Origin of the sequence: Streptomyces sp. NPDC004065, from assembly GCF_044903565.1 — a bacterium.
In the GTDB taxonomy this organism is placed as follows: domain Bacteria; phylum Actinomycetota; class Actinomycetes; order Streptomycetales; family Streptomycetaceae; genus Streptomyces.
The window spans coordinates 1-23,776 of sequence record NZ_JBJDQT010000010.1; the positions used below are offsets into that span (position 1 = coordinate 1).

Here is a 23,776-nt window from a genome sequence, read left to right on the forward strand (position 1 = left end):
CAACGTGCTCTACGCCATCCTGCGCGACCGCCGGCCCTACCAGGACCGACCACAACTCAACCTCGTGGCTTGACTTCAGCATTAGGCAGCGGCCTTTGGCCGTTGGGCGACGACGACGAGCCAGCTCGTCACGGCCGGGGCATCGGGGGTGGTCATGGCGTAGGCGGTGTCGAGGATCTGCATGCGCTGGGCGTGGGTGAAGTCGCCTTCGGGCCGCGCGAAGACGGGGATGGATAGCCACGCCTTCTTCTCGGCCATGGTGCTGTGCTGGGCGGTGAGCTCTGTGCCGACGACCGTCAGTCCGGCTGCGGTCAGCTGCTCGGTGACTGTTTTCAGCGGCAGCTTCGGTGGCCTGTCCGCGTCGCGCGGCGGTGGGGTGTATCCGTGGGTCTCAGCGGCGACTTGGCGGATGAGGGCGTTTAGGGAAGGCCCGGTGCGGGTTGACAGTTCGTCGGGGTGCCGGACGCCGGCGAAGCCGCCGCCGATGTTGAAGACGAAGTGCCCGCCTGGGCGCAGGATGTAGGCGACGGCTGCGAACACTGCGGCGGTGTCGGTCTTCCAGATCGCGGAGTTGCACACTACGGCGTCGGCGCTGCTGGCGTGCAGGTGGTCGGCGAGCCGTTCGGCCGGGGAGGTGATCCAGGTCAGGCGGGCGTCGGTCAGGGTGCGGCGACCGACACGCTGCATCGCGGCGGCGTTGTCGACGGAGACGACCCGAGCGCGGGCCGGGATCAGGTCGAGGATCGCGCGGGCGGTCGCGCCGGCGCCGCCGCACAGGTCGACCACCAGGCTGGCGTTGGCCAGATGGCCTCGGCGGGCAAGGTCGCGGCTGGTCGCGTCATACATGGGGTGGGTGCGGGTGAAGGCGTCGTACGCCTCGGCGTTGCTGTCCTCGTCCCAGCCGAGGATGGCGTCCTGGGGTGCCATGTTGCTGTGGCCTCGCTTCTCAGAGCGGCCCGGCAGTGCAGGCCGGGCATTCGGACAGGGTCAAAAGAGCGCGGACTGTACGGCGGCGGGCGGTGAGGAGAACTGTGCGCCGAGGACGATGCGCCGGCCCTTGAGGGTGCCGAGGTCGAGCAGGTAGGGCAGTTGTTCACCGTCACCGTCGAGGGTGGCGAGGACCTGGGAGCCGAGGCAGGAGAGCACCGTCAGCCCGTGCTCACCGGAGCGTGGGTCGTGCGGGTACAAGGCGCGCCCGGTCTTCGGCGTCCGCAGCAGTTCGCCTTCGCCGGGCGGCGTCCACGGCTCCGGTGTGGCCGGGACGTTCAGGCCGCTCAGGGCCGCGGTGGCGCGGTCGAGGTGCTGATGGTGGGCGGCACCGGCCGGGGCGAGGTCGCGCAGCTCGGCCAGGGCCGTCAGCTTGGCCGCGGCCCGCACGGTCTGCGTCAGGCCGAGGTGGCGGGTGAGGGCATCCTCCAGGAACCGCACGGCGCGGCCGTCAGCACTCCGGGCGAGGTAGGTAGCGATCAGGGCACCCTGTTCGTCGAGGCGGGAGCGCTTACGGGGTTCGGCCGCGGTGCCGATCTTGGTGGTGCCGTCGGCGAACGTCGCCAGGTACAGCCAGTGCGGCTGGGCCATGTACGCCGCCAGGGCGTCGGGAACATGCCCGCCGGAGTGGAACCGGTGGGCGAAGCGGAAGTCGTCCCGCCCGGCGCAGGCCGGGCACTGTCCGCCGGCCTCGGCCGGGGCCCGGTCAGGGCAGGCGACCGCCTCGACGCGGACGCGGTCGGCGAACCGGTACCGGCCGGTGCACCACCGGCCGGTACCGCTCACCTGGTAACCCAGGCGCCTGCCCGTGACCGGTGCGTAAACGAGTGGTCCGCCGGTCACGGGGGCGAGCAGAATGCGGGGGTCTCCGCTCGCCCAGGTGATGCCGTGGCAGACGTATGTCCCGCTGGCGGGCAGGGCCTGGTCCATGGTGCGTTCCTTGTCGATCGGGATCGGGGCTGGGTCAGACGGTCAGGTGCAGACGGTCGGCCAGGGCAGCGGAGGCGGCCTTGTAGACCTGGTCGCGGTCCAACTGGGCGACGTGCAGCGTCAGCCAGGCGCCGCGTTCCGCCTGTTCGCGCATCTGGTCCAGGACGGTGTCCTGGTAGCGGATGAAGTCCTCGTCACCGCCGCCGGCGTGGCCGGCCTCCAGGGAAGTGAAAGAGCCCTTGCGGACGAGAGCCTCGCGGGCCCCGATGTTCAGGAAGAACACCAGGTCCGGCTTTGTCAGATGCGCGAAGACCTGCTCGCACAGGCGGGGAGAGACCTCGGGGTTGACCGCATAGCGGGCGAGGATCTTGTGGTGCGCGTTGTCGAGGATCACGTGGGTGCCCGCGGCGAGGGCCGGCTGGATGACGAGCCGGTCCTGCAGGGTGTACCAGGAGGCCAGGGCAAGTAGCCAGTAGTGGTCGCCGCATGCCTGGGCGACGCCGGCGTCGCGCCGGTAGACCAGCTCGTTGAGGCGGTCGAGGTAGCCGGACAGCTCCGGGTCCTGGGGGACGTCGGTGCTGTGCTTGCCGATGAGGACTGCCGTGTGGCCGGCGTCGTTGAGGGCCTGGTGCAGGCGGGCGGCGAGGGTGGACTTGCCGGCCCCGTCACCACCGACGAAGGTGATCAGCTTCCCGGCTGCGGTGGTGGCCGGCGTGTTCGCCGTCATCGGGATTCTCCCAGGGGGTGGGTCGGGCTGGCGGTCAGGCGGCCGGTGATGATGGTGCGGATGCGGTCCACCAGGACGGCGCGCTGGCGCAGGACGTCGCTGTGACGCTCATTGGACAGGTCGGCGGGATAGTGCGTGGCGAGGTTGTTGGAAATGACGTGGAGGTAACCGAATCTGATCCCCGCCTGGCGCGCCGCCGCCCCCATGGGGCCGATCTCCGGGTCGACGAAGGCGTACGAGGCGGTGTGCTGGGCCAGCCAGTCGCGGTTCTCCAGCAGGATCGACGGGGAGGACACGTGCAGGCCGCTGCGCACCCCGTCGTGGGCGGCGGCGTAGTCGCCGAAGAAGTCGTCCCAGCTCACCATCGCCCCGCGTACCAGGCTGGTGTTGCCGGTCGCCAGCCAGGCGTTCGGTTCGACGCCGGGGGTCAGCGAGCCGACCTTGCCGACGTAGACGACATCGCCTGCGCCGAGTTCAGCAAGGCGCGCGACGACCCGTCCGGCCACGTCTCCCCATATGCTGTGGAGGAACCCGAGGTAGACCACGCGACGGCCGGCGACTTCGGTGCGCTGCCACGCGTAGCCGGGTCCGCGGGTCCACACTCCGTTCTCGGGAGCAAGGTACTGAAGGCCCCAGCCGACGATCACCAGGGCGCCGTCCAGTTCCAGGTCGAGCGCGTCGAGCGCCGTTCGGCACTCCTCCTGCTCGGGCGGCTGATAGGTGACGGTGCCGACGGGGCGGCCGGTCATGGCCAGATACGTGGCGATGATCAGGGCGTAGTGCTGGACGTAGTCGGCTCCGGGGAACGCCTTGACGATGAGGTCACGGCCGTGGATCTCTGCGGTGGGCCGTTCGATGTTGAACAGCTTCCCGGTCTTCTCGTACCGGGAGATCACCGCCGTGCGGTCGTAGCCGCCGATGATGCGGATGCTGTCCCAGTCCTGGTCCTGGATGAGGTGGTGGACCTTGATCTCCAGGTAGCGCAGCAGCCTCGCGTGGGTCATGGTGTGCCCGGCCGGCTCGATCGGGGCGGCGCGCAGGAGTCCGGGGGTCGGGTCGGCGAGTAAGGGCGTCATCGGTGCTCCTCGGCGATCTTCACGGTGCTGCCGGCCGCCGCGCGAACGACGGAGATGTTCTTCCGGATGAGGTCGAACCGGTCTTCGGGGATCGGGCCGAGCTTCTCGATGCGGGGCGTGGAGGGCTTCTCGTACGGCCCTTCGGGCAGCAGGGCGACGCCCATCGCGCCGAGGATCACCGGGGCTGCGCCGTCCACGGAGGAGATCCACTCGTGCTTGCGCTGCTCGATCAGCTCCAGGTGCCCGGTCCGACCCAGACCGAGCAGCCGGTAGATGAGCAGATCGTCGACCAGGCCGCGATCCTGCAGGTAGGCGGTCGCCAACCAGCGGGTGCGGCACAGTTGCTCGTCGGGATCCGGTCGACGCGAGGCCGGCAGGGCGATGGCCCCGGCCCAGCCGCTGGTCACGAAGGCGTCGTAGGTGCGCAGCCACTCGTCGTCGTCCGCGGCGTGCAGGACCGCGCACAGCCGGAATGCGTCGCCGGACAGCTTCCGGATCTCTCGCGCGGCCTTCTCGCTCGCCTTCAAGGTCGCGGCCCCGTCCCGCATGACGTCCGGCAGGATGATTTCTCTTGCGGACACCGCCAGCGCGGCTTCGACGAGGCTTTCCGCCGGCAGGGCGTAGCCGAGGTCGAAGAGCCCGTTGTCGATGATGATCTCGGCGCCGCGCTCGGCCTCGTGAGCGAAGAAGGCCCGGTAGCTCTCGTCGGACAGCACGTGCTGGGCGGCCACGTGGTGGACGCGAGCCGGCTCCTGGGCGACGAAGTTCTTCAGGTAGGCAGGCGGAGCGATGACGGAGAAGTCGATGCCAGCGGTGGTGATCACGACGCCCCCCACAGGCCGGTGGTGAGGGTGAGGAACTGCTGGGAAAGGACGGGGTCGGTGCCGAAGCGCCCGCCCGAGTGCACCGTGGTGGTGCGAGCCTCCTCCATCCGTACGCCCCGCATGCTCATGCACAGGTGCACGCCGCGCACGGCGACGGCGATGTTCTCGTGTCCGATCACGCCGTTGAGGTATTCGGCGACCTGGCGGGTGAAGCGTTCCTGGACCTGTAGTCGGCCGGCGAAGTGCTGGGCGATCCGCCCGAACTTCGACAGGCCCACCACCTCGCCATCCGGCACGTATCCAGCCGTGACCTGCAAGTTCATGGGCAGCATGTGGTGCTCGCAGAGCGACCACACGCTCATGCCGCCCACGATGACCAGCTGACCACCCAGCTGGGACTCGGTGAAGCAGGTGGCCGTTTCGGCGCCGTCCGGGGACAGGAAGGCTCTCCACCAGGCCGCGACGCGGTCCGGGGTGCCGGTCAGCCCCTCGCGGGCGGGGTTCTCGCCCAGCTCGACCAAGAGCTGGTGGATCAGGCCGGCGACCCGGCCGGTGTCGATGACCGCAGTGGGCCCGGCGACGGCAGCCGTCGGCGCCGCCGCAGGGCTGGCGATAGAGGTCGTCATGGGCGTCTCTCGTTTCCGGGGACTGGGGAACGGATGGGGCGTGGAGTCGCGTGCGGTCAGCGGCCTCGGGCGTCCGCGAAGGCCAACACGTGAAGACGGGTGGTGAAGTGCCAGTGCCGGGCCGCGACCCCGTCCGCGAGGACCCGGGTAGTCGCGGTGATCACCTCGGGGGTGGTGCCCTCCGGCATCACCCACACCGGCGCGAGCCGGTGGGCGTCGGCCAGCTCGGCGATCCGGTCGAGGTCGTCCACCGTGGAAGCGACGAACTTGAACGCCGCCCGCCCGGAGGCCACAAACGCCTCCAGCGCGGCTGGCACGATGCTCTTGGTCTCCTTCACGCCGAAGCTGGCAAGCTTGGGCGAGACGTTGAACCGGACCCCGTCGGCCACCAGCTCGGGAGTGGGAGCGATGGTGCCGTTCGTCTCGAACTCGATCCGCTTGCCGGCTGCTATCAGTCCCCGGAGGAGAGGCACCAGTCGCGCCTGCTGGATCAACGGCTCGCCGCCGGTGATCACGACCAGCTCGACCGGTGAAGACGTGGCCCAGGCCACCAGGCCCGCGACGGATTGCCTCGTCGACTCCTCGTGCGGGTCGAACCGAGACCAGTCCCAGGTGTACTTCGTGTCGCATCTCGTGCAAGTGAGGTTGCACCGGGACAGGCGGATGAACAGGGCCGGGTGTCCGCAGCTTGGGCCCTCGCCCTGAAACGTCGGCACCTCGGTACCGAAGCACTCCGCGACGATCAGGGATTCACCTTCGGCAGCTTCCGGTTCGAGGTTGAGCGGCTTGGTTGTGGTCATTGGCCCACCACATCGAAGCGGGCCCAGCTGCTTGCGGTCTCGCGGACCAGGACGGCGACAAGGCGGCCGGGGATCTCCGACTGGAGGTTCTGAACGAACCAGCCGGCCAGGAACTGGGCCAGGCGCTCCGAGGTGGGCTCGAAGGGCAGGATCTCGTGCAGGTTGTGGTGGTCGAGCTCGGTGTCCAGGAACGACTTGAACGGGGCGAGCGCACCGAAGTCCGTGACAAAGCCGGGATCCTCCAGCGCGGATGCAGTGAGGATGACCTCAACCTCGTAGCTGTGCCCGTGCTGGCGGGAGCACTTGTGCTCATGCGGCAGCCGGGGAAGCCGATGGCCAGCCTCGAAGCCGAATTTCTTACCGATGGTGAAATTGCCGGGCGGTAGTGGAACAGCAGTGAAGCCCATTCGTTTTCTCCGAAAGGTGAGGGTGTGGCTGATTCGGGCGGGGTGGGGCAGTCGCCTCTTCAGGCGGCTACGGGCTGTGCCCCCAGGTGGTCCTTCGCGGCCTTGCCCAGCACCTTGGTGAAGTGCTCGGCCCGCTCGTCGCCCTCGGCCTCCTGAGCGCGGAGGCCCCCGAAACGGGCCCAGTACCGCCGGCAGACGTCGCTCTCCATCAGCTTCGAGGCGTAGAACGGCAGACGCCCGTCTCGGACGAAGCCGAGGCGGTCGCTCAGGCTGAGCATGCAGATGAGCTGGTTGGCCTTCAGCAGCTGCATGTACTCCTCGACGTCCAGGTCCTCGGGCGTCCAGAGCTTGGCGAGGTCAGGGTTGGCGGACATCTGTGTCAGCCAGTCGAGTTGGTTGCGCGCGACGGTCGCCTCATTTCGTTCGGCCTGGTGCCGCGCGTCCTGCCTCAGCCGGGCGGCTCCGACCACGACGGTGGCGAGGGAAACCGCGGCGCCGGCAGCGAGGACGGCGGTGGTGAGCTTCATGCTTAACGGTCCTTTCACGCAAAGTGATCTGGGGCGAGGGGCGGGTCTGTGGAAGCCTGCGGGGCTCGCTGCGTCATGCGACCCCCGCTAGCACGAAGGCCGGTGAGCCGCCGCCAATGCGATCCAGGGCGTACCGGCGGCGCACAGTGTCCAAAGCGACGGCGATCGGCGGCAGTCCGACGGCGGCCCTTCGCTGGTCCAGCAACTGCGGCGCACGCAGTGGGCACAGCTCCACCCCTGCTGCGCTGAGGACGAGTTGCGTCCCGAACTCTTGGGGTCGCCTGCTGTTGACCAGGGCGCGGTCGTGAAGGTGGGCCCAGTGCTGGATGCGCGCATCGCCGTCCTGGACCGCACGTTTCAAAAGGGTGGTGGCCGCCCGCTGGAAGTCGGGTTCGTCGTCGGCGTGAAGAGCGATGCTCCAGGCAGCACGTGCTGCGTCGGGGCCCACGAGACGGTGGCCGGGCCAGTCATGTTCGGCCAGGATGCGGCGCAGCACTTTGGTGTCGGCGTGCTCAGCGTGACGGTCCTGGCCGAGGTGGACGGCGTCGAGCTGGTTGCGTACGCGTCTGGCCCGGCGTGCTGCCGACTGTGCGGCGCGGGCGATGAGTTCGCGGGCGAGGTCCGGCCGCAGCGGTTCCGCGGTCCTCACGCGATACTCCGCTGGTCGGCGGCGGACTGCGGCTCGTGGACCTGGCAGCCGATGAGCGCGCTCAGCCCAGGCCGAAGCTCGGCGGTGAGTTCGAGGCGCGCGACTCGCTCCTGGTGCTGTCCGGTGCCCGATCCACGGACGTCCCAGCCCATGTTGGTGAGCCGACGAAGGAATGTGGCGATCGGATCGACGTCGAGAGGATGGCGGACCATGGCCTCGGCCCGCACAAGCGGTACCTCGAGCCGGGCGGCGAAGTCGGAGGCCCACAGAGTGATCAGCCGGACGGTGTCATCGGAGTGACCGGGCAGGGTGTGGACGCAGTCCAGGAAGAGGCACGGGCCTTCGCCCCATCCGAGGTCGGGCCCGCGTTGCGGGATCATGCAGGCCAGCAGCAGCCCGTCCTCGAACAGTCCAGCCGGCTTCACCTGCGGGGCGCGGAACAGGGCCGGGATATCGGACCGGGCGGGTGTAGGCACCCCGCGCATGGCGAGCCAGCGCTGACGGTCCTGGACGAGGGCCGCGGCCTCGTCCCGTTCGGCGTCGGTGCGCAACGACCGCATCTCGTACACGGCCGGTAACCCTTTCGCGCACTGGCTTCGAGGCGCGGGGGAGGACTCGATGGCCGCAGAAGCGGGTGAGGCATTCACTGGCTCGCTCCGCTCTCCATCGTGGTGGCCCGCCTGGCGCCCAGCAGGCCCCACGCGTGGGCCCAGGCGACAAGTTGGGTGGTGTTGGCCGCCCCCGTCTTGTCGAGCAGTTCGTCATGTGCGGCTCGCACGTCGGCGGGCGCGATCTTGGCTATGGCAGCAATGTCGCTGGGATTGCTGTGCTCAGCGACCGCCCGCAGCAACAGTTGCTGCTCTGGACTGAGTTCCGGCATTGGCCTGTCCGTTGTGGGCGGAGCGACCTGCCGGGCGTTGCACAGGAAGTGCACGATCACCGGGGGCTTGCAGCGGGGCGGGCAGTGGAGGCTCTCCCGGATGTCGCGTACGTACTGGCGGACGGTCACGGCCGACAGCCCGGTCCTCGCGGCGATCTCTTGAGGGCCGAGGCCGTCCACGAGGTGCTGGGCGACGCGCTGCTGGGTCGGGGTCAGGGGGGTGATCGGTGCGCTGGTCGTCATGCGCGGGGTCACGGGTGTCTCTTTCGCGGCTGGGTTGAGGGATATCGGGTGGGGTGTCGCCGGACCCCGCGGGGGACGGGGGCCGGCGACACGGGCCCGTGCGCGGCGGTCTGGAGTCACGGGGCGCCGCACACGGGGGCTCATGCGGCTGTTGGGTCGGGGCGGGCCCACGCCGCTTCGGCGGCGAGACGTTCTGACCACTGGATGTTGGCCTCGTCGAAGGCGGCGTCGGCGAGGCGTATGCGCTGGACTTCGCCGGTTCCGGCCGGTGGGTAGGTGAACTGGATGTCGCGCCACAGGCGCTGGAGGATGTAGTCGCCGTTGAGGGCGTGGGCGCCGTGCAGCTCCATGGCGTCCTGGGTTGACTGCATCGCCCACTGGTGGCCGAGGTACTTGGCGTTGATCAGGTCGGTGTCGCAGGGCAGGCCCTGGTCGAGGAGGTGCACGGACTGATAGGCCAGGATTCGACCGGCGCGCAGGCGGGCCTCCATGTCACCGATGCGGTCCCGCAGAACCGGCAGATCGGAGAGGGCGCCCCGGTAGCGGGAGCGCGCCTTGAGGTAAGCGGTCGAGGCGGCCACGACTGCCTCGTGTATTCCCAGGCTGACTGCGGCCAGGTTGGGACGGCCATACAGGATGCTGCTGCTCTGCGCTACGCCCAGCCCCTGGCCGATCTCTCCGACCACGTTTTCCTCGGGGACGCGGACGTGATCGAGGTCGAGGCGGCCGGCGGAGAAGCCGTGCAGGCCGAGGCCGGGACGGTGGTCGGCGACTGAGAGCCCTCGGCGCTTGGATTCGACCATGAACGCGGTCAGCGCCTGGGAGGTGCTCACGCCTGCCTTGGCGGTCCGGGCGACCACGAGGTGGGCTCCCGCGAGGTGGCTATTCCCGATGTGGATCTTGCTGCCGGTGATCACCCATTGGTTGCCGACGTGCTCGGCGATGGTCTCGATGCCGCCAATGTGCCCGCCGGCTCGCGGTTCGGTCACGGCGATCGACAAGAGCAGTGAACCGTCCGCTACGCGGGGCAGCCAGCGGCCCTTCTGCTCGTAGGTGGCGAAGTGCAGCAGGGCGCCGACGGGGATCAGCGTGGCCTGGAGGATGGCCGCCGCAGCCGCCGAGACGCGGGCAATGCGGTGGACGAGGATGGTCTTGGCCACGTGTCCGGCGCCCAGCCCGCCGAAGGAGGACGGGACGGTGACGGCGAACCAGCGTCGTGCGGCCATCAGGTCGGCGACCTTGCGCTCCACCCTGCCGGGGGCGGCCTCCATGCGTGCGGCGCGCGGCGCGATGTGCTCGGCCGCGAAGGCGTCCGCCTCGTCCCACAGCAGCTCGTGGCGGGCGGTGAGATAGGGGCGCAGCGCCGGCGGCGGCGTGGTGGGTGTGGCGGGCATGGTCGTCTCCCTCTCCCTGGATGAAGGTCGCACGGTGGAGCGGCCGGGGATCGCCTGCGGCTCCCGGGTGGGGGGTCGTGGAACGGACTAGCGGACGGGCGCGCGGGCGATGTGGTCCATCACCCGGACGCCGGCGTCGATGACGATGTCTCTCAGCCGTCGGGCCTCGCTCAGGGGCCGCTTCTCGGGGTCGATGACGCACACCGTGCCCAGCACGGTGCCGCTGTCGTGGATGAGCGGGGCACCGAAGTAGGAGCGGATCCCGACCGCGTCGACCACGTGGTTGCCGCTGAAGCGCGGGCTGGCGTGCACGTCGTGCAGCGGAAGGGCCTTCTTGCGGGCCATGACCTCCGGGCACCAGCCGTGGTCGCGGCTCATGGTGCGGCCGACTATGACGTACCCGCTGTCCGCGGGCGGCTGGTGCAGCCCGACGAAGGTCTGCTCCTCCAGGAAGAGGTTGACGAAGCCGTACAGGAACCCGGCTCGTGTGGCCATGTCGCGGGCCAGTTCGTCGAAGTCCTCGCTGGCAGCGGTGGGCATGCCTAGGCGATCCAGCAGCTCGTATCGCTGCGCCAGCTCGCTCGCCTGCTGGGCCTGCGGGACGGGGACGGCGGCGCCGGCGGGGAGGGATGGCCCATGGGTGACCTCCCGCATGGTGCGTCGCGGCAGCGACTGCGTGAGGGGGGCGATCTGCCGTGCGCGGTAGGGATCGTTGGGCTGATACGACATCAGGCGTCCTGAAAGGTGGTAGTGGATGCGGGGCGAGCGGGGCTTGCCGATGCGCTCTTCAAGGCGTGGCCAACTAGGGTCAGCAGGACGCCAGCGACGTGGTTCGGATCGCGAGCGTCGCAGGTGACCACCGGCACAGAGGCGGGCAGTTCGAGGGCGGTGCGGACCTCTTCGGGGGGGTAACGATGTGCTCCGTCGAACTGGTTCACCGCGACGACGAAGGGCAGGCCGATGTCCTCGAAGAAGCCGACGGGGGTGAAGCTGCTTTCCAGGCGGCGGGTGTCGACCAGGACGACCGCGCCGACGGCTCCGCGACAAAGGTCGTACCAGAGGTCGACGAAGCGGTCCTGGCCGGGCGTGCCGAACAGGAACAATTCCAAGGGCACGGGCGCGTCGGGCAGGTTGAGGCGACCGAAGTCGAAGGCGACCGTGGTGGTCTGCTTGGCCTCGACGCCCGCCAGGCTGTCCACGTCCGCGCTCGCCTCGGTCAGGTACTCCTCCGTGCTCAGCGGCGTGATCTCACTGACGGCACCCACGGCGGTGGTCTTGCCCGCGCCGAAACCGCCAGCGATTACGACCTTCAGCACGGTCGGTGAACCGGTACGCGGGCGCGACGACGGCCGCAGCACCACGGCCGGGTCACCCGGCCTGGGGGTAGGCGATGGCATCGGGCCACTTCCTCTTCAGGCCGGCAGATAGGGCCGCCAGCAGTTGTGCAGAGGGACGCGCATGCGCGTCGGACGCGGCATAGGCGGTGACAGGGACGACCAGGGCGTCGGCGTCCAGGAGGTCGGAGATGAGGATCTTGACGGCGGTTACGGGACGGCCGAGTCGGCCCGCCAGCTCGGTCACCGAACGCCGGTGCTCCCGGCACAGGGCGAGGATCTCTGCGCATTCCTCGGCCTGGCCCGGGCCGGGCCGCCCGGGTCCGGCATCCAGCACCGTGTCCAGGCCGAGCAGATGCCGTGGCCGGGTGCGACCGCGCGTCAGGGTGTAAGTCCGCACGAACGTCGAATCCTCGGCCGCGCTGCCGTGTGCGGTCACCGGACCTCATCACCCGTGCCGACGCGGACGGGGATCTGCATGTAGGGGGCGAACTTCTGCACCAGGCGCCCCATCTCGAACCCGACGGTGCCGGCATCGGCGTCCATGGTCGCGATCACCGCGAGGACCGTGTCCACCACGCCCCGTTCGTTGCCGGGATGGCCTTCGAAGGCCGCGCTGCGACCGGAGCTCTGGACGAAGATCAGACAGTCGTCTCGCTCGATGACGACCTGCCTCGCCGGCCTCTTCTTGTGGGTGGGACCGGTGATGTTCGCCGCGAGTGAGGCCACTCCGCTGATGGCGGCCGACAGTTCGTCCGCCCAGTCCTTGTCGACGTCGCTGTCCAGCAGCCGTAGTCCGTCCCGCGAGAGCAGGACGGCGTGCGTGACGCCCGTCGTGTCGGAGGCGAACTGCCGCAGCAGCCACGCCATGTTGTCCCGCTGTCCGCTTGCCGTTGTCTCGGTTGCGGGTGCGTCGCCGGTCACGTTGTTCATCGCGGGGTGGGTGCTCATAGGGATCGCTCCAGAAGGGGGGAAGGGCCAGCGGATGTAACGGCCACCGGGAACGTGGAGGGACGAGGTTCAGGGACTGGGGTGCTCTGTCGAAGCGGTGGGAGAACCGGCTTGCCCGCCGGCCTGGATGCCGGTGCGGAAGGCGGCTGCGAGCCCTGGCGTCGCCGCGGTCACGGGGGCTTGCTTCCGCTCGTGTGGCGGATGGAACGTGCCTGCCTGGCGTCTACGCGTGGGAAGGGCGGGCGCATCAGCAGAGTGACCTGCCTGTGCGGCTTCCGGTGCCCCTGCGGTACCGGGGCGTGGGACCTGCCCCGGCCTCGGGGTGGCTGGAGTCGCTGCAACCTGCTGCGGTTGCGGCGCCAAGGGGCGGGCGTCCTGGGGCGGCGCGCTCGCATCGTCGACGGAGGGAATCGCTACTAGGAGCCGTGCCGGGATGACCACCAGGGCGGTGGTGCCTCCCGTCACGTTCTCCTGCAGGAGAACGGACAGCCCGTGCGACTGGGCGATCTTCGCGGCGACCAGCAAGCCGAGCTGCCCCGCTCGCACCTGGCCGCTGACGTCGACCTCGTCGGGGGCCTGGAGCAGGTGGTTCATCTGCGCCCGCGTCTGCGGATGCATGGGTATGGCCCGGTCCTCGACCTCGACCGCCAGCCCGTTCGCCACCCGCTGCGCACGCACCATCACCTTCGTAGCCGGATCGGAACACTCACAGGCGTTCTCGATCAGCTCAGCCAGCAGGTGCGTCAGGTCCGGCCCCACATGGCCGGGAAGACCCACCTCCGCGCCCACGGACCCGGCCGCTACCGCCACCCGCGGATACTGCACGACCTCGGAGACCGCGCCGCGTAGCACGCTCTTGACGGGAACGGGCCGACGCACGCTGCGCAGGGACTGCCCGCCCAGCACCGCCGTGCTCTCGACCTGGCGACGCATCCGCGTCACGAGGTGATCGATCTCGAAGATCTTGGCCAGCAGCTCCGGGTCGTCGGTCAGCATCTCCAGCTGGCTCAGTGCTTCAAGTGCCTTGCCGACCAAGGCGTGCTCGCGCATGGCCAGGCGGCGCAGCACTTCCAGGAGGACGACGGACTGGGACTCGTCGTGCACCCGTATCAACGACGCGACGGCCCGCACTTGGAGAGCACTCAACGCCTTGTCAATCTCGGCGTCAGGGCTGGCAGGTGGCGCCTGCAGGTCCGGCAGCGGCGGGCGTCCCCCGCGGCACAGCTCGTCCGCCGACCACTGCACCGACTTCTCGATGGCCGCGGCTGCCCCTGCGATTGCTGCCAGTGCCGTTGCCCGGGCCTCCTCCGCCGCTGCCTGTATGGCTCCTGCGGCCGTTCGCGCTCCGCGAGCCGCCATCGTGGCGACGCCCGCGAGTCCGCAGATCAGGCCGGCCAGGAGCCAGCCGGGGCCCACCGCGGACACCGACCAGAGGGTGAAGGCGGCACCCAGCAGGGCGGCAAGGAGCACTAGGGGCAGTGCGACGGCGCGGTGGACACGGTGCAGGGTGAACGCGTTGATCGGAGGCCGCCGTCGGCGGTGGCCGGTGGCGGCCGGCCGTGCCGAAGAGGCGCTGTCAGGCATGGGAATCCTCGTCAGGGTGGGGGTGGCTAGGCGTGCTGCAGCGTCAGGTCTGCGCAGGTCTTGTGTGTGCTGCGTGCGGTCGAGCGGGGTGACGGAAACGCGACCGCGCCGCGGTGGGAGGACTGCGTCGCCAGGAGTTGAAGCAGCCGGGCGCTCTGGATCAGGCCCATGTGGCTGAATGCCTGCGGGAAGTTGCCGAGCTGGCGCTGCTGGACGGGGTCGTACTCCTCGGCCAGGAGGCCGAGGTCGTTGCGCAGTGCGAGGAGGCGTTCGAACAGGGCGTGGGCCTCGTCGAGGCGGCCGGTCAGGGCCAGGGCGTCTACGAGCCAGAAGGAGCAAAGGACGAATGTGCCCTCGTCTCCGCTCAGGCCGTCTACCCCGGTGTGGTCGCCGATGGTCGGGTAACGGCGCACAAGCCCGTCAGACGTGGAGAGTTCACGGCGCACTGCGTCCACGGTGCCGATGACGCGCGGGTCGTTCGGCGGTAGGAAGCCAACGCGGGGGATCAGCAGCGTGGCGGCGTCGAGTTCCTTGGAACCGTAGGACTGGGTAAAGGTGTTGCGCACCGGATCGAAGCCCCTGGTGCAGACCTCGTGGTGGATGGTTGCCCGCAGCTCGGTCAGGCGGGCCAGGTCGATGTCGAGCGCGCCGGCTTCGGCCAGGCGGATGGTGCGGTCGATCGCCACCCAGGCCATCACCTTGGAGTGGACGAAGTGCTGGCGTGCCCCGCGGATCTCCCAGATCCCCTCGTCGGGCTCCGGCCAGCGCTGTGCCAGGTGCTCGACGAGCCGCTGGTGCAGGACCGCGGTGTCGGCACAGTGGGCCACACCGCTCTCGTGCGCGAGGTACAGGGTCTCGATCACCTCGCCGTACACGTCGAGCTGGAGCTGGTCCGCCGCCCCGTTCCCGACCCGCACCGGCGTCGAGCCCTCATACCCCGGCAGCCAGGGCAACTCCCGTTCCCGAAGATCACGCTCTCCGGTGATCGCGTACATGATCTGCAGGTTCTCTGGGTCGCCGGCCACGGAACGCAGAAGCCAGCGCCGCCATGCCTGCGCCTCCTGCCGGTAGCCGGTCTCCAGTAACGCGGCCAGGGTCGTAGCGGCGTCGCGCAGCCAGGTGAAGCGGTAGTCCCAATTGCGTCGGCCGCCGATCTCCTCGGGCAGCGAGGTGGTCGGCGCGGCGACGATCCCGCCGCTCGGGTGGTAGGTCAGTGCCTTCAGTGCGATCAAGGAACGGACCACGGCCTCACGGTAGGGGCCGTCGTAGGTGCACTGCTGCGTCCAGTCCTGCCAGAAGGCGAGCGTCTCGGTGAGCGCCGTGTGCGGGTCGGGGATCTCCGGAGCCGGTGCGTGGGACGGGCACCAGCTGAGCACGAACGCCACGCTCTGCCCGGCGCGGATGGCAAAGGCACTGACGACGACCCCGTCCTTCTCCGCCTGCGGGACGCAGGTGTCGAGCCACAGTGCGTCCGCGCCGGCCTCCGCGACCATGCGCCCATCGGCCTCGTGGATCCACGGGCTGACGCTGCCGTATCCCGGCCGGGGACGCATGGCCGAAACCATTGCCACCTCACCGGCCAGACCCTCGACGATCCGGATCACCTGCGGTGCCCCGTCGCGAGGCGGCATGAAGTCCAGGACGCGGACCGACCCGGCCGGTGTGCGCCAGATCGATTCGAGGACGAGCGTGTCACCGCGGTACCGGCGCTCGGCGACCGCTTCGGGCCCGGAGGGGCCAGGCGCGGCCGGGGCGATCTGCCAGGTGCCGTGCTTGTGCGTGCCGAGCAGGCCGGCGAAGACGGCCGACGAGTCGAACCGGGGCAGGCACAGCCAGTCGATCGAACCGTCGTCGCAGACGTGGGCACTGGTCTGCATGTCGCCGATCAGGCCGTACTGCTCGATGCGCGGGAGGCGTTTCATCGTGTGGGTCTCCGTAGTCCCCGTGGACCCGGGGGTGGCTTCGGGGCCGCCGGGGCGGCCGGGAAGTGTCGGTGAGAGAGGCACGGTGGTTACCGGTCCGGGGGAGGTCTGTTCTGCCTCGGCCGGGGATCCACGTCCCGTGGAGCAATGCGGCCGGTTACTCGCTCACCACGAAGAGCCAGCCACGCCATGGGACCGAGAATCAGCGCGATCAGAACTGCCCCGGCGGCGGTCATGTCCGGGGCACCGACGCGGCCAGAACCACGCACGCGAGGGCGAGAGCGAAGACCGCGCCGCGCAGCACGTTGATCGGCGGCTTCCACCAGCGCCGTCTCTGGACCGACTTCGCAGGGGCCACGTCGTGGGCCTGCACGGCAGCGATAAGGTCCTGGGTCGCCTCGGCCAGCCTGACCAGATGAACCCTGCTGGGCATGTAGCCATCGGGGAGGCCGCCCGAACAGAGCTGCTGCGCACGGAGCAGGGCTGGCTCTTGCGAAGGCGTCAGAGCTCCGAGCTGGCTGACGTGTCCTCGCAGCCGCAGTGCGAGGTCCTCCACATCGGCGGCAGTATCGGGTAACGGCGAGTCCTCGCCCAGCACGAGCGCCACCGTTTCCGTCGCCGAGGCCGCCGGGTCCCGTCGCAGGATGGGCTCACCAAGGGCGTGGCTTCTCCTTCCCTGATCACTGAGTTGGCACGCCCGGCGAAGGGCCAGCGAGGGACGCATGACGCAACTCCTAGGTGAATCAAGCCAACTTGAGCGAGGAACGCTGTGCACCGCAGGCAACTGACGTGCAAGGTGAGTGATCCTGCGGCTACGTTGAGCGAACCGCGAATCCCTGTCAGGGGGTATGCCTACGCGGCCCTCAAGGCCGTCAAAGGCGTCAAAGATCATTTCGGAACCGAGGGGCAGTACATGGCCCGTGAGAGAAACGTCGCCCTTGCCGCGCTCCTGCGCGAAGCGGGCTGGTCCCAGCCCCAAGCAGCCGCCGCGGTCGCTCGCGTTGCCGCGGAGAGCGGTGTACGCGAACTGGAGGCCATTTCCCGCTCCCACATCGCCATGTGGGTCCAGGGCACGAAGCCCAGTGGACGAGCGCCTCATATCCTGCGTGAGACGCTGTCCCGCAGGCTCGGCCGACGCCTCACCCTCGCTGACCTCGGACTGGAAGATGGGCCGACAGGATCCACTGACAGTAGTTCTGACTGGAGCGTCGACCCTCTGACCGTGCTGGCCGAGCTGGGAAGCGACGATCTGGACATGCACCGACGCAAGCTGTTGGCTACCACCGCGTACTCGGCCGCCGGCCTCGTCCTGCCTGCCGCTCCATGGTGGGCAGCCGCCCCGGCCGCGGCGGCCTCGCGCCCTGCAGTCTCCTCCCGGCTGGCGACTCAGGCTGACATCGACGATGTCCGCAAACTGACCACCTTCTACTCCGCGAGGGACCAGCAGCGCGGTGGAGCCTCGGGGCGCTCGGCCCTGGCCGGCCATCTTCGCGACGAAGCGGTGCCGCTCCTGGGCAGCAGGTTCCGAACGGAACAGCACCGCCGGGATACGTACTCGGCTGTGGCAGAGATGACCTACCTCGCCGGCTGGATGGCCTTCGACGCCTCCGAGCATCGGACCGCCCAGCGCTACCTCACCCTCGCCGCACGCATTGCGGCCGAAGCTGCAGACGGACCGCTGGGCGGCCACATCCTGCGTGCCCTCGCCCATCAAGCAGTCGACCTCGGGCACCCACGCAGAGCGCTCGACCTGGCAGACGCCTCCATGTCCCGCACCCACTACGGTCAGGCCAGCTCGCGGGAGAAGGCCCTGCTCGCGGTAGTCCATGCCCGCGCCCTGGCCGCCGGCGGCGACCGCCGCGGCACTCTCGCGGCCATCAGTCGCGCGGAGAGGGACCTCGCACGTGCCGATAACGAGGATGCCCCCGACCGCGTCAGCTTCTTCCAGGAAGCCTCCCTCGCCCACGAGACTGCGTGTGCCTTGCGGGACCTGGGAAATCCTCTCGACGCGGAGTTGCATTTCCAGCGCAGCGTCGCCACGCGCCGGCGGCAGCAGTATGCCCGTACCCACAGTGTGACGCTCGGCTACCTCGGTGCTGTCCAGGTCCAGCAGGGACGCCTCGATGAGGCATGTGGTACCTGGGGACAAGCGCTGGACGCCATGGCTGGCGTCCAGTCCGGCCGCGCCCGCGACGTCATCGTCCGCATGCAGAGCGACCTCTCGCCTGTGCGGCAACGTGGTGGCCGCCACGTCGCCGAACTGGACCGCCGGGCGCGGGAAATGCTGCGCGCCATAGGCTGACCACAGGGCACGTCCGCAGCTATTGACGGCAGCTGCTGAACACGCGACCCCGTTAGAGAGGAACGAGCGCCGATGGCAACGTACGAGGTCGAATCGATCGCAACGGTGGTCGGGGGCCACACCCGCGTTCAGGACGATTACCAGGGCGGAGTCGAGTCGGTCATCCGACTCAACGAGGCGTACCCCCTTGAGACGCTGCAGGGAATCGAAGAGTTTTCCCACCTGACGGTGACCTGGCTCTTCCACCTGGCGCGACCGGAAGACGTCCAGCTCCACGCACGCAGCCCCCGCGGGAATCCGGACTGGCCGTCGACCGGTACCTTCGTCCACCGCAACCATCGGCGTCCCAATCAACTGGCGATCAGCTACCCGCGGCTGCTCGAGGTCGAGGGACGGGACCTGTTGGTCACCGATCTCGATGCTGTAGACGGAACGCCCGTGATCGACTTGGCACCGTACTTCGAACAGATGGGGCCTCGTGGCCCGATCCGTCAGCCCGCCTGGCCCGGCGAGATGCTCGAACCGAATTACTGGGCGAAGGCAAGCGAACGGCCCTCGGAGCGCCCTGTGTGACAGAAGCGACTGAGCTGCCCGGCTTGCCATTTGCATCGTCGGCAACCAACTGGAGGTCTGGCTCAAGCTGCAGCCCTCGCGTCTTGGAACTCACACCACGTCTCCTCGCCGCTGCTCTCCCATGCGTCTGAGATCGCATCGACCAGCCGGATCCCGCGCCCCGATTCACCGTCGGGTCCGGCTTCCTTGAGCACAGCGGGCGCCGGGTTGTGGTCGGTTACCGAGACACGCACCACGTCGACGCCCACCGTGATGCGGAGCACGACTTCGCCCTCACCGTGGACTACGGCGTTGGTGACCAGCTCCGAGACGGCCAGTACGACGAGCCCCGCCACCGGCTCCGAAACACGGCACCGCCGCAGGAACGCCCTGGCTATGCGCCGCATCTCCCCGACCTTCGCGAGGTCGGGGAGAAGGGCCGCCTGACAGGCATGGGATGCCGCCGGTACCTCTGCCCTCGCCCATGCGCCGGGCCCGTCTTCCTGAACCGGCCTGACGCATGACGCGCCTGCTGTAGCCGCACAGCTACGGATGCCCCCGCCGGGCGGGGCCGCCTCTTGAAGCCTGGTCATGTGGGCTATAGCACCGCGCGGCGACGCCGTCGACCAGGGGAATCCAGAGGGGGAAAAATACTTCAAGGGGGAAACTGCAGGGGGGAATTGAGGCCATGATTGGATTCCGCCCACCAACAGAGGTCACACTCATGCCAGACCCGTTCGCCGACCTGCTCCTCCGGCTTCGGCAGGAGGCGGGCCGGACTCAGGAGGAGCAGGCGGAGGCGATCAACGCTGTCTCCGGCCGGGACACCATGACCCGCCGAGAGATCAGCCGTTACGAGAACTTCGAGAACATTCCTACCAACCACACGATCGGCCACATCGCGGCGGCCTGCGGTGTCCCCTTCGAGGAACTACAGCGAGAGGCCAAGGCCGCCCGCGCTCGGAAGAGAAAGGGGCAGGCCGATGCAGGGGAGGAGCAAGACGCCGTGAAGCGTCGCACGCTCCTGGGTAGCGCCACCATCGGCGTGAGCGTGGCCGCCGAGCCCTGGGGGCGCCTCGCCTTCGCCCTCAGCAAGGGGGCCAAGATCGATTCGCCCGCTGCCGCCGCGCTCATCGACCGAGCCGCTGAACTGCACGTCCAGGAACTCAACCTCAGCGCGCGGCGGCTACAAAAAACGGTCGAGTCGCATCTTGACGCGATCACTGCGGCCCTGCCTCGTGCAGGCGATCACGAAGGCGCTCTCACCATCGCCGCCGGAGAAACCGCCGCTCTGGCCGGTTGGGTGGCCTGGGACCTGGGGGAGCACGACAAAGCCAACGCCTACTACAAAGTCACGTCGCAGTGCGCGGCGGCTGCCGGGCATCCTCCACTCCGAGCCCTGGCCCTGACCTACAGCAGCTACGGCTCTTTGACGCCAAAGGCGAAGATGGAGTTCCTCTCCCAAGCCGCCAACGACGTGCGCGGCCACGGTAACGCTACTGCTGCCGCCTGGGTTCTCGGTAGGCATGCGGAAGAAGCTGCGGCGGCCGGCGACGAGGTGGGGGCGCTCCGGGCGTTAGACCGAGCGCGCTTCGCTTACGATTTCGCGGACCACGCCAGCGAGCAGGCATGGGTCAGGTTCGTGACCCCATACCGCATGGACTCGTTGGCCCTGTCCGTGTACGGCCAGCTGAGGCGTCCCGAGCTCACGTCCACAGCTGATACCGCGGTCGACCGCCTCGGAGACGGACTACCGGACGGGGGCGTCGTGGTCCTCGGTGATCTCGCTTCGGCCCTACTGCGTGGGGGTGACGTCGACCAAGGCGTCTACGTGGCACGCCAGTTTGCTGCGGCGGCACAGGCCAAGCCCAACACCATGGGCAAGGAGCGGGCGGCGGCTATTGCAGCGTTGCTTCCTGACAGCGAACACGAACTTGCCGTTCATTTCCGGCGGTTCGCATCCTGATCCACCTCGGGTGGCACGCGGCACGCCCAGGGCGCCAACGCCGCCGACGCCCGGCCCGTGGCTCCTCAGTCCGATTCCGTCTCCTCGAAGACCCAGGACAGGTACGCCTCCGACCCGCCGGTTACGGGCAGAGTGATCCATTGGGGGACGTCGTACGAGTGCTTCTCGTGCACCCACGCTTCTAGCGCGGGTAGACGGTCCGTCGTAGTCATATACGAGATGCGCCACTCCCGCGCCGCCTCGACCTTCCCCTTCCACCAGTAGAAGGCGGTGATTGGCGCATCAATGTGAACTCCCGCTGCAAGCTTGCTCTCGACCGCACCTCGGGCCAGCATCGTCGCCTGCCCCTCGTCGTCGCTGGTCGTCTGCGCAATCACAATATCGTGGGCCATGCAACTACCTCTCCAGCTTGGGTACCGCGACCCTACCCAGCCGTCCAGGGCACACCGAAAGCTGGTAGCCACCCCTCAGGGCGAGTGAGGCTCGACCACGTGCCTGTACCAGTCAGGTGCCGGTGGGCCATGCGGGGTGGCGCGTCGCTTCGGCACCGCGGTGGCAGGTTCTCATCAACGAGGTCGTGCGGCTGCATGAGGCAGGCGCCGGGGCTCGTGCGCTTCACAAGCCCACGACAGGAGGATTTGCTGGCTGTCGGCGGCCATTCGCTCACGGCAGACGAGAAATAGGACCACAGGACTGGATACCTCCGTCCGGACCATGTCAACGTACAACGTCCCGGAAAACACCAGGCCAGGATGTGTAGATGGTCCACTGCGGCTCGGGTTGCGAAATGCCTTGGAATCCTGCACCCGTTTGACTGCCTTGCTGGCAGGGCTCCTACTTGGGGAGGTCCGCCTGTCTGACCCCGCTATTCGATCCGCTCGCTTCACTGCACCCGCTCTTTATACCCGCGGCGCGTCTGAACGCCTGGTACAGCCAGGCAGCCGGCGACTACGGGACCCTTTCCGCCGAGCTGTACGTCTGCCTTTGCGTGGCTGGCCTGTTCGGCGAGGACCTGTTGCAACCCGGCTATCGCAGCGTCAGTGCCGCCCTCGCATACCGTGCGGCACGTCTTGGCGCCGCAACACGGCAAGTGGCACTCGCCATCAGGACGAGCGACTCGCTGCCCGGAATCTCGACCGCCTCACCGATGACGGTCTGCTCGTGCTCGCCACGGACGGCGCGCACCTGGTTGCGCGTCGGCTGGCCCTGGCTGCGGCGAGCCTAAGCAGATGCTGCCTTCGTGATGCGGTGCGCAACATAGACGACGATCGCCGGTTAGCAAAACCGGCGATCGTGAGGTTCCTTGAGGACGTTCGCATGCGCGGCTGTGCTTGGCGGCGGAGCTGCAGCGAACTCAGCAGCCCGTGAAACGGAATGGCACTGGTCTGGTGCCAGCCAGATGATCCGGCGCCCTGCTCGTGCAGGTCCCCTTGAAGGAGAGTGAGTACCCCCTGTCCGTTCCGATCAAGAAGCTTCCACCCAACTCCAGGGGACAGGTGCGCTACCGGTTCGTAGTCGACGTAGGCATCGACCCTGCCACCGGGAGGCGCAGACAGCTGACTCGTACGTTCGCCACTCTCAAGGAGGCGAAGGCTGAGTACGCGCGCATCACCAACCGCCGCGAGGAAGGGACGTTCGTACCGCCCAACCAGATAAATGTAAATGAGTGGCTTGATCAGTGGCTGGCCATGAAGGCAGAGGATCTGGAAGAGACCACTATTTACAACTATCGGGTTACCCTCGATCGAGTTCGGGGGAGGTTGGGGCGCATCCGGCTTCAAGAACTCACCGAGGAAGATGTAGAAAATTGGATGCACTGGGCGTTGAAGCATGGGCGGGTGCGCGGTGACAAAGCAGGTACTCCGCTTGGAGTGACCAGCGTGGAGATGAGTCTCGCCCGATTGAAGGACGCCCTGAATCGAGCCGTTACGCGTCGGCTAGTAACCATGAATGTAGCCCAACATGTGACCATCCCACGTAGGGCACGTAAAGAAGAGCGAAAGAAGAAGCAGGAGGTGAAGCCGTGGAACGTGCAGGAGATTCAGACGTTCATTCACGGTGTCCGGACAGAACGGCTTTACGCTGCTCTCTTGCTGTCCCTCATGGGTCTACGTCCGGCTGAAGTCTGCGGACTCCGATGGGAAGACGTGGACTTGGAAGCCGCCACGATCACCATAGCCAACACGCGGACAATGATGGGGAATCGGTACGTTGTGGAGAAGGACACCAAGTCCCTGGCCGGGGAACGGGATCTTCCTTTGCCGGCACCGGTGCTGGCTGCCCTCAAGTCGTTCAGGGCTCTCCAAGCCAAGGAGAAGCTCGTCCTCGGTGAGGCTTACTCGGATTCCGGATACGTCGTGGTGCACGAGACCGGGGAAGCCTTCACGATCAAGCAGCTCCGCAGACGCGCTTACCGGCTCATGGAGATCCTTGAACTCCGCAGAGTGCGCCTCTACGACGCTCGCTCCTCCTGCCTCACATACCTCGCCAACAAAGGCGTGCCGGATCACATCCTTGCCCGGTGGGCCGGACACACGAACGTCAAGACCACCAAGAAGTGGTACGTGAAGCCGGACGTGGAGGACCTCCGCGGAGCCGCCACAACGTGGGACGGCCTGCACGGTGCTGCGACGGAGGGGCAAGCGTGACTCAGGCGGCCTGCCGATTTAGCGACCTGCCCAGCCGTATGGCAGTCAAATCGAGTGGACCCGGAGGCCGCTGCTGGCTGTGGACCAGCGACGGCAAGGGGGGAGGGGCGGCCAAGCTGCGGCCAACGTCTCCCCTCCTGCGAGGCAAGGCAGAGCTTGCCCGCCGTGTGGCGTTCGGGCTGTTCGTCGGTGAATCCCGGAAGGTTTTCAGGTGCGTCATGTCGATCCTTGGGGACGGCACTACACGCTTTGCTGCAAACCAGACCGTCTGGAAGCCGTGCCGAGGGTGGGAAGCTGTGCGGCGCAGGGATTGGGAGGGTGCGCGAGCCGGGAGGACGCACTGTCCCCACGGTCAGGCGTGCACATCGAAGAACCCGTACGTGGACCCATGAGGGTCTCGGCGGTGCCGGGCGTGCCGCGCCGCGAGGGTCACGAGCCGCCGGGTTC

At 68.4% G+C, this 23,776-nt stretch carries 26 protein-coding genes; 4 read left to right on the forward strand and 22 right to left on the reverse strand.

The window, feature by feature from the left end; translation table 11 throughout:
* Window positions 1-81: 81 nt before the first annotated feature.
* From ACI2LW_RS13435 to ACI2LW_RS13530, 20 genes are all read right to left on the reverse strand, one after another.
* Window positions 82-927, reverse strand: a complete 846-nt coding sequence (locus ACI2LW_RS13435; RefSeq protein WP_404731331.1) for a class I SAM-dependent methyltransferase — start codon at window positions 925-927, stop codon at window positions 82-84.
* Window positions 928-987: 60 nt separating this feature from the next.
* A complete protein-coding gene (locus tag ACI2LW_RS13440) occupies window positions 988-1,917 on the reverse strand; it encodes a DUF2797 domain-containing protein (protein WP_093593345.1) in 930 nt (309 codons plus the stop codon).
* Between the two features lie 34 nt (window positions 1,918-1,951).
* The gene (locus tag ACI2LW_RS13445) at window positions 1,952-2,644 is read right to left on the reverse strand and encodes an AAA family ATPase (RefSeq protein WP_093593342.1); all 693 of its coding nucleotides are present in this window, start codon (window positions 2,642-2,644) and stop codon (window positions 1,952-1,954) included.
* On the reverse strand, window positions 2,641-3,720 hold the full coding sequence (locus tag ACI2LW_RS13450; RefSeq protein WP_093593339.1) for a hypothetical protein: 1,080 nt from the start codon (window positions 3,718-3,720) through the stop codon (window positions 2,641-2,643). Before ACI2LW_RS13450 ends, ACI2LW_RS13445 begins: the two co-directional genes overlap by 4 nt.
* The gene (locus ACI2LW_RS13455; protein WP_093593336.1) at window positions 3,717-4,544 is read right to left on the reverse strand and encodes a hypothetical protein; all 828 of its coding nucleotides are present in this window, start codon (window positions 4,542-4,544) and stop codon (window positions 3,717-3,719) included. The genes ACI2LW_RS13450 and ACI2LW_RS13455 overlap by 4 nt, the downstream gene beginning before the upstream one ends.
* Window positions 4,541-5,170, reverse strand: a complete 630-nt coding sequence (folE, locus tag ACI2LW_RS13460; protein ID WP_181802182.1) for a GTP cyclohydrolase I — start codon at window positions 5,168-5,170, stop codon at window positions 4,541-4,543. Before folE ends, ACI2LW_RS13455 begins: the two co-directional genes overlap by 4 nt.
* A 56-nt stretch (window positions 5,171-5,226) precedes the next feature.
* The gene (locus ACI2LW_RS13465; protein ID WP_181802181.1) at window positions 5,227-5,970 is read right to left on the reverse strand and encodes a 7-carboxy-7-deazaguanine synthase QueE; all 744 of its coding nucleotides are present in this window, start codon (window positions 5,968-5,970) and stop codon (window positions 5,227-5,229) included.
* On the reverse strand, window positions 5,967-6,377 hold the full coding sequence (locus tag ACI2LW_RS13470) for a 6-carboxytetrahydropterin synthase (RefSeq protein ID WP_061915999.1): 411 nt from the start codon (window positions 6,375-6,377) through the stop codon (window positions 5,967-5,969). Before ACI2LW_RS13470 ends, ACI2LW_RS13465 begins: the two co-directional genes overlap by 4 nt.
* A 59-nt stretch (window positions 6,378-6,436) precedes the next feature.
* Window positions 6,437-6,904 (reverse strand): DUF6082 family protein, encoded by a 468-nt coding sequence (locus ACI2LW_RS13475; RefSeq protein ID WP_061916002.1) that lies wholly within the window; start codon window positions 6,902-6,904, stop codon window positions 6,437-6,439.
* A gap of 73 nt (window positions 6,905-6,977) precedes the next feature.
* The gene (locus tag ACI2LW_RS13480; protein WP_061916003.1) at window positions 6,978-7,553 is read right to left on the reverse strand and encodes a DUF6624 domain-containing protein; all 576 of its coding nucleotides are present in this window, start codon (window positions 7,551-7,553) and stop codon (window positions 6,978-6,980) included.
* Window positions 7,550-8,122, reverse strand: a complete 573-nt coding sequence (locus ACI2LW_RS13485; protein ID WP_061916006.1) for a hypothetical protein — start codon at window positions 8,120-8,122, stop codon at window positions 7,550-7,552. The genes ACI2LW_RS13480 and ACI2LW_RS13485 overlap by 4 nt, the downstream gene beginning before the upstream one ends.
* 74 nt (window positions 8,123-8,196) lie before the next feature.
* Entirely contained in the window at window positions 8,197-8,676 is a 480-nt protein-coding gene (locus tag ACI2LW_RS13490) for a LuxR C-terminal-related transcriptional regulator (RefSeq protein ID WP_061916718.1), read from the reverse strand.
* A gap of 140 nt (window positions 8,677-8,816) precedes the next feature.
* Window positions 8,817-10,070 carry an acyl-CoA dehydrogenase family protein gene (locus ACI2LW_RS13495; RefSeq protein WP_404731332.1) on the reverse strand — a complete coding sequence of 418 codons (1,254 nt, stop codon included), beginning with the start codon at window positions 10,068-10,070 and terminating at the stop codon, window positions 8,817-8,819.
* 87 nt (window positions 10,071-10,157) lie between these two features.
* Entirely contained in the window at window positions 10,158-10,799 is a 642-nt protein-coding gene (locus ACI2LW_RS13500; RefSeq protein ID WP_061916012.1) for a GAF domain-containing protein, read from the reverse strand.
* Window positions 10,799-11,386, reverse strand: a complete 588-nt coding sequence (locus tag ACI2LW_RS13505; protein ID WP_167531910.1) for an ATP/GTP-binding protein — start codon at window positions 11,384-11,386, stop codon at window positions 10,799-10,801. The genes ACI2LW_RS13500 and ACI2LW_RS13505 overlap by 1 nt, the downstream gene beginning before the upstream one ends.
* Window positions 11,387-11,438: 52 nt before the next feature.
* A complete protein-coding gene (locus ACI2LW_RS13510; RefSeq protein ID WP_006143017.1) occupies window positions 11,439-11,843 on the reverse strand; it encodes a DUF742 domain-containing protein in 405 nt (134 codons plus the stop codon).
* Entirely contained in the window at window positions 11,840-12,355 is a 516-nt protein-coding gene (locus ACI2LW_RS13515) for a roadblock/LC7 domain-containing protein (protein WP_061916021.1), read from the reverse strand. Before ACI2LW_RS13515 ends, ACI2LW_RS13510 begins: the two co-directional genes overlap by 4 nt.
* A 69-nt stretch (window positions 12,356-12,424) precedes the next feature.
* Entirely contained in the window at window positions 12,425-13,939 is a 1,515-nt protein-coding gene (locus ACI2LW_RS13520; protein WP_404731333.1) for an ATP-binding protein, read from the reverse strand.
* A gap of 26 nt (window positions 13,940-13,965) precedes the next feature.
* Window positions 13,966-15,861, reverse strand: a complete 1,896-nt coding sequence (locus ACI2LW_RS13525) for a glycoside hydrolase family 15 protein (protein WP_404731334.1) — start codon at window positions 15,859-15,861, stop codon at window positions 13,966-13,968.
* A 232-nt stretch (window positions 15,862-16,093) separates the two neighbouring features.
* A complete protein-coding gene (locus ACI2LW_RS13530; protein ID WP_234377044.1) occupies window positions 16,094-16,585 on the reverse strand; it encodes a DUF6415 family natural product biosynthesis protein in 492 nt (163 codons plus the stop codon).
* Window positions 16,586-16,774: 189 nt separating this feature from the next.
* Between ACI2LW_RS13530 and ACI2LW_RS13535 the strand changes: the two genes are divergently transcribed.
* Entirely contained in the window at window positions 16,775-18,163 is a 1,389-nt protein-coding gene (locus tag ACI2LW_RS13535; protein ID WP_404731473.1) for a Tat pathway signal protein, read from the forward strand.
* Between the two features lie 72 nt (window positions 18,164-18,235).
* Window positions 18,236-18,736, forward strand: a complete 501-nt coding sequence (locus ACI2LW_RS13540; RefSeq protein ID WP_055493703.1) for an SAM-dependent methyltransferase — start codon at window positions 18,236-18,238, stop codon at window positions 18,734-18,736.
* Between the two features lie 62 nt (window positions 18,737-18,798).
* Here ACI2LW_RS13540 and ACI2LW_RS13545 read toward each other — a convergent pair whose 3' ends face one another.
* Window positions 18,799-19,308, reverse strand: coding sequence for an ATP-binding protein (locus ACI2LW_RS13545; protein WP_345138590.1), 510 nt, complete (start codon window positions 19,306-19,308; stop codon window positions 18,799-18,801).
* Window positions 19,309-19,439: 131 nt separating this feature from the next.
* On the opposite strand from ACI2LW_RS13545, the gene ACI2LW_RS13550 reads away from it, so the two are divergent.
* Window positions 19,440-20,681 (forward strand): helix-turn-helix transcriptional regulator, encoded by a 1,242-nt coding sequence (locus ACI2LW_RS13550; protein ID WP_404731335.1) that lies wholly within the window; start codon window positions 19,440-19,442, stop codon window positions 20,679-20,681.
* A 65-nt stretch (window positions 20,682-20,746) separates the two neighbouring features.
* Here ACI2LW_RS13550 and cutA read toward each other — a convergent pair whose 3' ends face one another.
* Window positions 20,747-21,073 (reverse strand): divalent-cation tolerance protein CutA, encoded by a 327-nt coding sequence (cutA, locus tag ACI2LW_RS13555; RefSeq protein ID WP_006143010.1) that lies wholly within the window; start codon window positions 21,071-21,073, stop codon window positions 20,747-20,749.
* A gap of 1,038 nt (window positions 21,074-22,111) precedes the next feature.
* On the opposite strand from cutA, the gene ACI2LW_RS13560 reads away from it, so the two are divergent.
* Complete coding sequence (locus ACI2LW_RS13560; RefSeq protein ID WP_404731336.1) at window positions 22,112-23,329, forward strand: tyrosine-type recombinase/integrase; 1,218 nt, start codon at window positions 22,112-22,114, stop codon at window positions 23,327-23,329.
* Window positions 23,330-23,776 lie beyond the last annotated feature (447 nt).